11 protein-coding genes are annotated in these 12,226 nt (G+C 41.7%); 4 read left to right on the forward strand and 7 right to left on the reverse strand.

Annotation, left to right across the window (positions count from 1 at the left end):
- The first annotated feature begins 102 nt into the window (after positions 1-102).
- Both IEX62_RS06745 and IEX62_RS06750 read left to right on the forward strand, forming a co-directional pair.
- Positions 103-762 carry a HEAT repeat domain-containing protein gene (locus tag IEX62_RS06745; RefSeq protein ID WP_188774678.1) on the forward strand — a complete coding sequence of 220 codons (660 nt, stop codon included), beginning with the start codon at positions 103-105 and terminating at the stop codon, positions 760-762.
- 62 nt (positions 763-824) lie between these two features.
- Positions 825-1,595, forward strand: coding sequence for a nucleotidyltransferase domain-containing protein (locus IEX62_RS06750; RefSeq protein ID WP_188774679.1), 771 nt, complete (start codon positions 825-827; stop codon positions 1,593-1,595).
- Between the two features lie 743 nt (positions 1,596-2,338).
- Here the strand turns inward: IEX62_RS06750 and IEX62_RS06755 are convergent.
- Positions 2,339-2,698, reverse strand: a complete 360-nt coding sequence (locus IEX62_RS06755; RefSeq protein ID WP_188774680.1) for a winged helix-turn-helix transcriptional regulator — start codon at positions 2,696-2,698, stop codon at positions 2,339-2,341.
- Positions 2,699-2,833: 135 nt separating this feature from the next.
- Between IEX62_RS06755 and IEX62_RS06760 the strand changes: the two genes are divergently transcribed.
- On the forward strand, positions 2,834-3,868 hold the full coding sequence (locus tag IEX62_RS06760; protein WP_188774681.1) for a zinc-binding alcohol dehydrogenase family protein: 1,035 nt from the start codon (positions 2,834-2,836) through the stop codon (positions 3,866-3,868).
- A gap of 335 nt (positions 3,869-4,203) precedes the next feature.
- Here the strand turns inward: IEX62_RS06760 and ilvD are convergent, their stop codons facing one another.
- From ilvD to IEX62_RS06780, 4 genes are all read right to left on the reverse strand, one after another.
- Positions 4,204-5,895, reverse strand: coding sequence for a dihydroxy-acid dehydratase (gene ilvD / locus IEX62_RS06765; protein ID WP_188774682.1), 1,692 nt, complete (start codon positions 5,893-5,895; stop codon positions 4,204-4,206).
- A gap of 17 nt (positions 5,896-5,912) precedes the next feature.
- The gene (locus IEX62_RS06770) at positions 5,913-6,578 is read right to left on the reverse strand and encodes a GntR family transcriptional regulator (protein WP_188774683.1); all 666 of its coding nucleotides are present in this window, start codon (positions 6,576-6,578) and stop codon (positions 5,913-5,915) included.
- Positions 6,579-6,831: 253 nt separating this feature from the next.
- Positions 6,832-7,251, reverse strand: a complete 420-nt coding sequence (locus IEX62_RS06775) for a GNAT family N-acetyltransferase (RefSeq protein WP_188774684.1) — start codon at positions 7,249-7,251, stop codon at positions 6,832-6,834.
- 31 nt (positions 7,252-7,282) lie between these two features.
- Positions 7,283-8,536 carry an MFS transporter gene (locus IEX62_RS06780; RefSeq protein ID WP_188774685.1) on the reverse strand — a complete coding sequence of 418 codons (1,254 nt, stop codon included), beginning with the start codon at positions 8,534-8,536 and terminating at the stop codon, positions 7,283-7,285.
- Positions 8,537-8,661: 125 nt separating this feature from the next.
- Here IEX62_RS06780 and pdxR point away from each other — a divergent pair, with 125 nt between their 5' ends.
- Positions 8,662-10,062 (forward strand): MocR-like pyridoxine biosynthesis transcription factor PdxR, encoded by a 1,401-nt coding sequence (gene pdxR / locus IEX62_RS06785; protein WP_188774686.1) that lies wholly within the window; start codon positions 8,662-8,664, stop codon positions 10,060-10,062.
- Positions 10,063-10,169: 107 nt separating this feature from the next.
- Here pdxR and IEX62_RS06790 read toward each other — a convergent pair whose 3' ends face one another.
- Together IEX62_RS06790 and IEX62_RS06795 are read right to left on the reverse strand one after the other, a co-directional pair.
- Entirely contained in the window at positions 10,170-11,006 is an 837-nt protein-coding gene (locus tag IEX62_RS06790; protein WP_188774687.1) for an EamA family transporter, read from the reverse strand.
- A gap of 47 nt (positions 11,007-11,053) precedes the next feature.
- Entirely contained in the window at positions 11,054-11,980 is a 927-nt protein-coding gene (locus IEX62_RS06795) for a hypothetical protein (RefSeq protein WP_188774688.1), read from the reverse strand.
- Between the last annotated feature and the right edge of the window lie 246 nt (positions 11,981-12,226).

Below are 12,226 nucleotides of genomic sequence, written 5' to 3' on the forward strand. Positions count from 1 at the left end.
AGGCTTTCGAGCGAGCAGAAGTTAGCAGACCACCTTGCGAGTCGATGAATATAAAAGTATTAAATGAAATCCCAGAAAATCTGTTCTACGAGGTGTTTCGCAATGAAGGAGCTGCATAGAATTATTCACGATGCTTCTAAAGACATCTATACCAAACTAGATGTAGTAGTGAACGATTTTTGGGAATGGTCGAAATTTCAAAAACATGAATATGAGTGGGAAACAGAATATTATAATTGGGCAATATTGAATACTATATTTGCTGAATTAATAGAAACTACGGAACACACAGATTGGTCTCGAAAAACAATCAATAACTTGCTATATAGTATTGCACGAGATCATGAATGTACAATTCTAATCAATAAGTTATGTGAAAAGCCCATAAGTTTTCTTTTTTTAGCACAGGAAGGTTTATTTTATTCGGACGTTGATGTGAGATGGCAGTTAGCGCACTATCTTACAAAAATACACGCCCCCTACTCAGAAACTGAAGAATTGATTTATAAGTTTTCTGCTGATAGTGATGAGTATGTCCGAAGAAGAGCACTATTAGCTCTTGGATATATTAAATCCAAATATGCCGAAGAAAAAGCCCTAATGGCATGGAATACGAATTTGGAATATCAAAGAATTGCAGCTCTAGAAGTGTTGTACCAAATAAAGTCGAAGAAGCTTGAACACTATTTAAAGTTAGCACGAAATAGTAACTTTAAGTATTTGAGATCTAATGCAGAAAGAATAATACAAGAGCTCGGATAGAAGAATAGCATAAGGAGTTTTGCATGTCATACTATCTAAATCTCGCCTCAGGAGGAACCATTATGATACTAGAAAAAGTCATAAATAAAATTGAAATACAAAGCGAATATAAGGAGTTTGTTGATAAGTACATCGATCACATACTTACCGAATTCCAAGATAAGATTCACAGCATTTATATGTGCGGCTCGATTCCAAAAGGAACGGCTACACCGTTTAAGTCAGACGCAGACTTTACGATTATATGTGCAAATCCTAAAGACATTGATTACGGAAGATTGTCAGCTATCAAAGACAAGCTGTTGGCAGAATACGCATTCGTAACTAAGATTGATACAATCATTTGCTCGATGGACGAGGTATTAAGTAAACCGAATGAATGGGGCTTCTGGGTGAAGATTATTTGTGTTTGCGTATATGGTGACGACATTGGAGAAAAGATACCACCGATCATAATTTCTCCAGATTTCATTGTAGACTTGAACAGAGAGACGAAGGAGGAAATAGAGCGTATTGTGCAGCGTATATTGTCCAATGCTGATGATCGCACCCTGACAACCAGATATATTAAAGGCTATTCAAAAAGATTGCTTCGTGCATTGTACTCTTTGATTTTAGAAGATACAGGTGTATGGGAAGACGATATGTTGGAAATGAAAAATGCTCTATTAAAATATTGCGCGATTGATTCTGGCTTAGTTGAGTATCTGTATGCTTGTTACTTGGATAGCGATGTACCTGTTGAAGAGTTTCTGGGCATTGCAAATGAAGTATATCGCTATTTTGAGAACGCTTTAAATCGAATGGCTGCTTCTAGGACTTCTTTTGAATAGCATAAAATGAGTCATTATATCTTGAAATGATGAATACACTCAAATCATAAATAAGAGGAACATATGAGGAAATCAAGACTGGAATGGGTCATGATTGAAGATCCAAGACATGGAGAATCTCAAGATTTAATCAACGCAAACTATCAGCTATAAACAAACGATATGATAACTGAATACAAAATAAAAACTCTGTGGCGTAATTATAATGCAGAGTTTTTGTTTTTATAAAAAAAATTATTACACACCTAGAAATGATGTGAGTCCAAAAGAATTAAATTATAAATTAATGTCATTCGAAAAACATAGCTAAGTTGATAGTGAGAAAATATATGTGAGATACAATGTGTATTCTTAAAATTCCATTACTTATTCACAAAACTCGTATTTTGTACATATGTATATATCACACTTTATACAACATAAACTTATTCAATACTCATATATCCTACATACTTTCCATCTATATCACACATCTATTTATAAATTCCTTTTGAATTCATCTCCTTTCCTTGATTTCAAAATCATTCTCAATCATAAAAATAAACTCTGTATAGCGTGTCTCGATGATCGCTACAAGAGTTTATTTATTTTATCTATTTAGCTGACGATGCAGATTATATTCTCAGTTATTCAATCTATCTATATATCCATGGAATCTAGAAAGTCATCAATTACATTTTCAATTTCGACTATAAACGTTATCCAATCAACCCTGAATTTTTCATAGCTATCACTTTAAAAATCTATCTAGCAGCAATGCTTGATAATTTTTTATGTTTTTCTCCCCATGTCTTCATTTCTAAAATGATTGGCACTAATGTGCTTCCAAACTCGGACAGCGAGTATTCGACTTTGGGAGGAACTTGCGGATATACTTCACGATTTACAATACCATCTTCTTCAAGCTCTCGCAGCTGAAGTGTTAACATTCTCTGTGTAATCGTTGGACATATTCTGCGAAACTCATTAAACCGTATCGGTCCTTCAATCATATGATATAGAAGTACTCCCTTCCACTTGCCGCCAATCACATCTAACGTATATTCGACGGGACAACCTTCTTCATTTGGGCATTCGCCATAGCCCGATCTGCGGTCTCGCATGTATATATCCTCCTCTTCAATAGTATACAAATTGATACTAGATCACACTATTGTGCGTACTATTCACGATAGTTAATATACGTTATATTACAACCAGAAATCAATAAGTAATCCACATTCAAGGAGGACATTACGATGTCAAAACAACAAATGAAAGCCATCGGCTTACTGGAATATTTGCCTGTTGATCAACCTGAAAGCTTACTCGATGTTCTGATCGATAAACCTGAACCTACGGGCAAGGATTTACTAATCCGAGTTAAAGCCATTTCTGTTAATCCGGTCGATGTTAAAGTCCGCGCTCCCAAAAATAAGACTGAAAATACGCCGAAGATTCTCGGCTGGGATGTTGCAGGTATCGTGGAACAAGCTGGTCCAGAAGCTTCACTGTTCAAGCCAGGCGATGAAGTATACTATGCCGGCAGCATCGCCCGTCCGGGTGGAAATAGTGAATTTCATCTCGTTGATGAACGAATCGTCGGATTTAAGCCAGCAACATTAGAATTTGCCCATGCAGCGGCTTTACCATTAACTGCAATAACCGCATGGGAAGGCTTATTCGATCGGTTAGGCGTATCGCCTCATACCGAGCATAACGAAGGTAAGACTATTTTAATCATCGGAGCAGCAGGTGGCGTTGGTTCGATTGCGACACAATTGGCCAAACATGCTGGTTTGACTGTCATTGGTACAGCTTCACGTCCGGAATCTGCTGAGTGGGCTACTAATATGGGAGCCGATCACATAATCAATCATTATGAAGCGTTTCTCCCTCAGCTCGAAGCATTAGGCTTAGCTACTGTAGATTATATTTTCTGTCTAAATAGTACGGATACTCACTGGATGAATATGGCTGAAACCATTGCTCCACAGGGTAAAATTTGCTCTATTGTAGAGACGGATGCACCGCTTAATCTGACCTTATTAAAAAATAAAAGCGTTACTTTTGTGTGGGAACTTATGTTTACTAGACCCTTATTCCAGACACCAGATTTGATTGAACAGCATAAGCTATTAAACGAAGTTTCTCGCATGATTGATAAAGGAAGCTTGCGAACTACCGTTGCGCAGATCCTCTCTCCTATTAATGCAGCTAATTTGCGTAAAGCTCATGGATTATTGGAAGAAGGTCGTATGATAGGTAAAATCGTAGTAGAGAACTTCAAATAACTAATCTATCTAGAGTTAGACGAAAGCAGCCGATCATACAGATTGGCTGTTTTCTTTTTCTGCCGCTTTAACTACCTTTCCTACTCATCTAAAACCAGTATATGTTCTGAAGAAAAATAGACATAAGTCATCAATAAACTTCTTCATTCAATGGTGCGAGCCGTGAAGAGCTTGAGGATATGGTTACTATCGCGCGCTCTACTTTGTATCCCATTTGATAAATAGCAAAAAGACGCCCCGCATAGCAGAACGTCTTTGAGGAATTTTAATAGAAGTAGAAAACGTTGAAGAAGTGCAAATTCAAATGTAACGCTGGTTTCTGAATCGTATCTGGCTTAGTCGATCAAATCCGTTACTGCTCCTTTAGAAGCGGAGGAAACTAATTTCGCGTACTTACCGAGTACGCTGGATTTTACTTTAAGCGGGGGTTGCACCCAGGCTTTTGCTCGAGCGGCTAACTCTTCGTCAGATACCTCAACCCGTATCTCCTGGATATCACTATTAATCGTAATGATATCCCCATTTTGTAGCAAACCGATTGGCCCGCCTACTTGCGCTTCAGGTGATACGTGACCGACTACAAAGCCATGCGAACCACCCGAGAATCGACCGTCTGTAATCAGAGCCACTTTCCCACCGAGTCCTTTGCCTACGATGAGTGCTGTAACGGAAAGCATCTCAGGCATACCCGGTCCACCCTTTGGACCGCAATAGCGGATGACCACAACGTCGCCTGCTTTAATTTCATCATTCGTAATCGCTACTGTTGCTTCCTCTTCGCTATCGTACACTTTGGTCGGGCCAGAGAACTTCTGGATCTTCATGCCTGACATTTTGGCAACCGCGCCTTCTGGAGCGAGATTTCCACGAAGTACAACCAGTGGTCCATCTGGCTTCAGCGGATTGTTAAGCGGGCGTATAATCTCTTGATCATGTTGAAGTGGCGCAGCTTCCGCTAGGTTTTCGGCTAATGTTTTGCCGGTTACTGTAAGGCAATCTCCATGAAGCAATCCTTCAGCAAGCAGTAGCTTCATTACCCCTGAAACACCGCCAATATCATTCAAATCTTGCATAACATATTGACCACTTGGCTTCAGATCCGCCAAATGAGGAACACGCAAGCGAATACGTTCAAAATCGTCCAGCGTCAAATCGACTTCTACCGAGTGCGCAATAGCTAGCAAATGCAGAAACGCATTCGTTGATCCACCTAGAGCCATAACTACAGTGATCGCATTTTCAAATGCTTTCTTTGTCATAATGTCTCTTGGATAGATATCCTGTTCAAGCAGTGAAATGACCTGTTTACCAGCAGCTTCACATTCCAATGCTTTGTCTGCTGAGATCGCTGATGTGGAAGAAGAACCCGGTAAACACATGCCCATCGCTTCCGCAGCTGCTGCCATCGTATTCGCGGTATACATACCACCACAAGCACCCGGACCTGGGCAAACGCTACATTCGACCTTATGCAGCTGCTCATCTGTTATTTTCCCATCCTGATATTGACCTACGGCTTCAAAAGCGGAAACAATGTCCACCTTTTTACCATCAAGATTCCCCGGTTGAATCGTTCCTCCGTATACGTATACAGAAGGAATGTTCATCCGCCCAATAGCCATCAGACAGGCAGGCGTATTCTTATCACAGCCACCGATCGCAACCACGCCGTCAAAACGCTCCGCTCCTGTCACAATTTCAATCGAATCTGCAATCGCTTCGCGACTCGGTAAGGAGAATAACATTCCTCCATGACCCATTGAGATTCCATCTGAAACGGTAATCGTATTAAAGATCAATGGAGCACCGCCATTATCACGTGCACCCTGCTTGGCTTTAACTGCTAGATCATTGATATGCATATTACAAGGGGTTACCTCACTCCATGTACTCGCTATTCCGATCATTGGCTTTTTAAAATCCTCATCCTGAAAACCAACGGCACGCAGCATCGCTCGGTTCGGCACGCGGTTAGCCCCTTCACTGATTACCTTGCTTCGAATACGAAGATCCTTTTTATTTTCCATATGTGTCACTCCTCATTTTAAAGTATGTCGTATAGCTCCTGCATCGGACGAATAATGTTTTGTTTCATCAGCGTATGGGCTTCGTCGCTATTTTTATTTTCAAAAGCCTTAATGATCGCCTCGTGCTCCTCGATTGAAGCTAGTGTCGCTGTCATCGGTTGTTTTAAAAACACATATTTGAAGCGTCTGATATGAATCTGTAGAGAGGTATTGAACGTTGCTACATAAGGATTATCGGAGAGCTCTACAATGTAATTATGAAATTGCTCGTCCACCTCCATTGCCTGATACACCTGTCCATTTTTAATTGCATTCGCAAATTCTGAATTAATAGATCTTAAGTTCTCAATTTGCTCTGGAACAATAATGGAAGCGGTGATTTCAGCTGCTAATGCTTGAAGAGCCGCCATCGTTGAATACATTTTAAAAATATCATTCTTCTCAATGTTCGTTACTTTGGTTTCTTTTCCAGGGTGCATCGATACAAGACCTTGCACCTCAAGGAGTTGAAACGCTTCGCGAACAGGAGTTCGACTCACTCCAAGCGACTCAGCCATTTCTGCGTCAATCAGCTTTTCACCTGGCTGTAAGGTTCCATCGATAATCCAGCGCTGAATCTGAGAAAGTGCCCTTTCCTTTGCGGACATGCGAACGGGCAAAGAAAAGTCTTTGGGAATTGGCATCGTATTCATCCTTTTTGCAATTGTTATTGTATGCAATATATCGCATACAATATTGAAAAGCAATAACTATTTCATTTTTGAATTATTGTATAAAATACTTCCAAATGAATAAGCAAAAAAACAGCATTCTCTACAATTATAGAATGCTGTCTTATTTCCTGTTGCTTATGAGCTACAATTTTTTTGTGCACTATGAACAGTGTATCCGGTCTCAATCCTTTTATTCCCATTGAATGATGATATTTCTTACAATCTATTCATACACCATCACCCAATATTTCGCTCCAGGCTCTCCTTCTTCAATAACCGCCTTCCAGCCGCGCTTCTTATAAAAGCTCAATGCGTGTTTATTTTCCGAGACACATTTTAACGTAACTGGTGTTCCTAGTTCGTCCACAGCGCGTTTGAGTAGCAGATCGCCAGCCCCTTTACCGGCATGAGCAGGATCTACAAACAAATGATGAATGAATCGGTTAGGAACATACAATGCAGTAAATCCGAGAATATCACCATTCTCCTCGGCAACAAAGATTTCCTCTTCTACTGTATCCCGGTCAAAATCATCAAGTGTCATTTCCTCTATATTCGCCCAATGAAAACTGCCACGACGAGAATTTAAGTAAATTTGTCTTAATTGTGGATAGTCCTGCATATTCGCTTTTCTAGTTAGCATTCGATCTAGCCCCCTCTTCACCTTGTATAATTTATTCCTTGAACACTGTCAAAGATAGGACGCCTATCCCTATAGAGATCAGTGTCATGACAAATATGCCTTCATTAAAATGACCCAATTGATCATGCAGATAGCCGATTAACAATGGCCCGGTTGCTCCAATCAGAAAGCCTACGTACTGCGACATCGCTGTCCATGAGCTAGCTTCTTCAGACGAGGATGTCATTTCGACTGGAAGCAGATTAAGTAGAGAAAATAGCATTCCCGACCCTACCCCACAAATGAATACAGCAATCCATAACGATGTCGAAAAGAACATCAGCAATAACCCCGTAGCCTGCATTATAGAAGACACCATAAGCCATACTCGTCTTGAAGGCTGTCTTTTAAGAAGCTGCTGCACAATCGTACTGCTTGGAATTTGTATCCATGCGAACAGTGTAACCATTAGCCCGGCGTGAAGCTTGGATGCACCTGCTTCGATTAGCATCAGCGGTAACCAGCCTAAAATAGAATAAAACACAAGCGAGAGCATTCCGAATTGCACCGTGAGTATCCATGCTTTTCTGTTTCTCCAGGGTAGTGTTAATGCTTTCCCATATGAAGTACGCGAGGTCTGCTTCGAGCTGGAAGACTGCTGTCTTCGTATCGTCATCCATAGCGGCACAGCCAGAATAACTGGGATTCCCCAGAATGCTAATGACATTTGCCATGAATGCAGCCCTTCCTTTAAAGGTGCGGTAAAACTCGATCCAAGGGCTGCACCCAGAGCTAGTGCCATAGAATAGATTGCAATCATAGAGGGTGCGCTAGCCGCCATATGCTTTTTAATAAAGCCAGATAGCAAAGGCCCCATCATCGCAATGCCAACACCAGATAACAATGTAGTGAGAAATAACAAGGAGATAGAATGGATAAACAGGCGTAAAACTAAGCTGCCTCCGATCAACATTAAGGAAAAGGCGATCACTCGCTCAATACCTAGCTTTTCACTTACTTTCACCGAAAATGGAGCCAGTATGCCCATTATGAATACGGGAATCGAGACGAGTAAGCTGGATACCGCTCCGCTTAAACCAAGATCATGCTGAATATTGGCTAATACAGGGGCAATGGAAGAAACAACAGGTCTTAGATTGAGTGATGCCATAAACAGTGCAACAACATATAGCCAGCGGTGTGCTACCTCATTCTTGTCTATAGGCAAACTCTGTAATGAAGATACACGATCAGGAGCTGCGTTCTTCGCGACTACTTGAAGAGTTGGGTTCGTATCGTTTCTCATGCAATTGGCTTCTTTCTATCAGAATTGGATTTGGCATGATTTATAGTAGCATGATATATTGGTTTTCATTAGATCCACTTCATACACATTTTTACCATACCACTTTAGAGTGAAAGGAGAACTCTATGCATTCCGAACAAAATGAAACGAAGACTCGGCAGGTCTATTCGTGGATCAGAGAGCGAATCATGCAAGGTATTTACAAAGCAGGCACCTCTCTTCCCTCTACGCGAGAATTAGCCAAAGAACTTGGAGCCTCACGAGCCTTAATTGTAGAGGTGTATGAGCAATTAATAGCTGAAGGATTTCTGGAAGGCAAGCAAGGCGCAGGAACCTTTGTAAAGGATATAGGTGCAATGAGAACGATGCAAACGATTCAGCTGCATTCGGAGGGAAAGCTCAATGAGCATAAGCACGTCGCTCCCGCTCGTGAAGATCGCCTAGACGAGATCGATTTTCGACCTAGCTTTCCTGCGCTGGAATATGCACCTTTGCAAAAGTGGAAAAGAGCTGAGCTGGACGTGTACCATGACCTCCCTGCATCGATGCTGGGATATCAGGAGGATCTAGCTGGTGATATAGGGCTGCGTCAGGCTATCTGTGATCATCTTCTTCATATCAAAGGTCTTCACTGTCTACCCGAGCAAATTATCATTACAGCGGGTGCAACTCAGGCGTTCTCAATACTTAGCAGGCTGTTATTAACGCCTGACAAAGCGATTGCGATCGAAGATCCAACCGCAACATTTATTCATAACATCTTTGCTAAAACGAAGGCGCAGGTGATCCCCGTACCTGTCGATCAGGACGGTCTATGTGTAGAGCAATTGCCTACCGATGTGACTCCCCAATGTATCTTTGTCACACCTTCTCATCAATTTCCGTTTGGCAGTATTTTATCGATCAGTAGACGGCTCCAATTGCTGGATTACGCTCGCAGCACGGGGGCTTATATTATAGAGGATGATTATGATAGCGAGTTCCGTTATGGAGGTATGCCTGTTCATACGCTGCGCGAGCTTGATAGCGAGCGTGTCGTCTATGTAGGGACGTTTAGTAAGAATCTGTTCCCTGCACTACGAATCGGTTATATGATTGCTCCACAGCAACTGATCGAGCCGATTATACAGCTCAAGCGTACTGCTGATATGCACGGTGCGACATTGCCGCAATTGACCCTGGCTCGCTTTATGAACGAAGGACATTTGAAACGCCATATTTTACGAATGAAACGTATTTATCATAAACGCAGAACGCATCTGATTCAGACGCTAAAAAACACCTTTGGAGATAAGGTTCAGATTACCGGTGACGCAGCAGGTTTACATCTTATCGCAACCTGGTCAGGGCATCATGCTAACCTGTTAACCGCAATGGAGCTGGAGCAGCATCGTATCAAAATCTATCCCGCCGAACGCTATACGATTCGCAAGGATCAGTACAATAACAGCCTTATTATGGGCTTCGGCAATGTGAATGAAGCTAAAATGTCCGAAGGCATTCAGACGCTGGCGTCATTTATATAGCTTGGTGAGCCGCGCAGTTAAGTTACATCTACTCATTATAAATACTCATTATAGAAAAAGAGGAAGGGTCTATGTCCTTCCTCCTGTATCGCTTGAATAACTCCATATTAGATACTTACAATAATAACTCCGCATAGAATAATGCCAATACCCATCCACTGTGTCTTGATCAGCTTTTCCTTCAAAATCCAGCCAGCCATCAATATTGTAATGACACTATACAAGGAAGTAAGGGCCGTCGTGCTTGTCGTATAATCTACCGCTTGTCCCTTATTAAATGAAAGCAGCGCTCCGGTATCGAGCAGTGCGGCTACAACCAGAATCATGCCAGTAGACAGGCTTATGCGTGGGAATTGAATTCCTTTCACACGTATCAGTAGAAGCGTACAGAAAAATTGTACGATCCGCGTAATCAGCACCGGAAGAATCACACCTAAATAGGGCGTAATGAAGCCGATTGCCCAGAAATAAATTCCCATACATATAGAGGCAATAACAGCTTCCGGTATGCCGGCTAATGTTACCTGTTGTCTATTGCTTTGAATCGATCTTGTTACGGTCAATACTCCTACGATCAACAGGACTACCCCGACAATGGAGTTGAAGGGTAAACGCTCACCGCCTGCAAAAGCAAGCATTGCAGTCACTACAGCAAATCCCGATCCAATCGGCGAAACGATGGACAATGTCCCCTTTTCAAAGGCTCGGTATAACAATAACGTACCTACAAAATTGACTACACTGATGCCGATCATGCTCATCCACACTAAGGGTAGAGCATCTGGTGTAGAAGTCGATTGGATAAGAATATACCCACCCAGCAAAAGTGAAGCGATGAACTGTATTCCAAGCAAAGCAGGCAAGGTTTGAAGCTTTCGCGTGGCCTGAGTAACTATAAAATCGGATAGTCCAAAGCAAAGTGCTGCAATCAGACCAAATATCATAATATTGCTCCTCCAGAGTTCACTTTCTGTCTATGTATCCGAGTTGCTTATGCTTGATACTTATGCTCGAATACCTTCTTTTCCATAAGCTTGTATAACAGAACCAGGCTAAGCATAAATAGACTTGCACAAAATACAAAAAGGGGTAAAAGCTCCACCTTATCGATAGGAAAGATAAAGGTCAATAATGGTATAGCGTACAGCGCAGGAATCCGTATATGAAAAAGGCGTGATATCACGATAATGCTAAGCATATCGATCAACGTAGCTAACAGCTGCGAATCCAGCTCTAAGAGCATAGTCGTACCTATCGTTGCAGACAGCGTTAGTGTAAGAACCTGCTTACCTGCTATTTTGACCGAGTAGCTTTGCTTTTGAAGTGATTCATACACCACGACAAAAAGAGGAGGAATCACCGCCAGCTGTTCATTTCCCATTATCCAGCAAATACCAAGCCAGCATAATGCAATGGCTAGAAAAATGATCATGTACTTGTATTGGATCATCGAGCTTGCCGGGAGATTCTTATGAAGCTGGAGCACTACTACTACAGCCATCAGGATCAGTGTGAAACTCAGGACAATCCATACCAATCCCCCGTCCTCTGTATGTACAGCGAGTGGCAATAGTCCTGTAGCAATAGCGGGTGCAAAATTAGAACGTATCGCTCGTAGAAACAACATCATCGCGATTAGAGTAAGGATTACTTTAACCGTAAAAGCGATCTGGAACTGATTTATGATCAGACCCATCATAGCGGTAACCGTCGGTGCAATGAAGATTACAGACGGACGTCTGATCCATCCCGGCTCTCTATAGACCCACATCGCAATGGCCATCGCTGCAACCTCAGGTAAAATAATCTCTGAACGTTGCAAAAACTCAGCCAGCCCTACCATGAATAGAATGAATGTTATGGCTATAACGTAAGCTATCCTGCCGGGTTGATATGATTTAGAATCTACTGCATTCATATGCTCTCCTCTCATTCCAACGTCAAGCCTGTTATTGCTAGATCATAGCTAGGATGGATATCTAGTTTGAATTTGTACAGCATGCTGTTACATTTATGCTAACATGAACATTTTGAATGGTTTAAGTACCACTAAGCGCCGTTTTCTTCATACCAATTTGCCGCTCTTTACTAGCAAGAGAATCCCTTTCCCCTCCTTACATCTGCTCCTCAGATTACCATCCACCTGCACACCAGCTATGACGAG

Source organism: Paenibacillus hunanensis (genome assembly GCF_014645615.1).
Taxonomy (GTDB): Bacteria; Bacillota; Bacilli; order Paenibacillales; family Paenibacillaceae; genus Saccharibacillus; species Saccharibacillus hunanensis.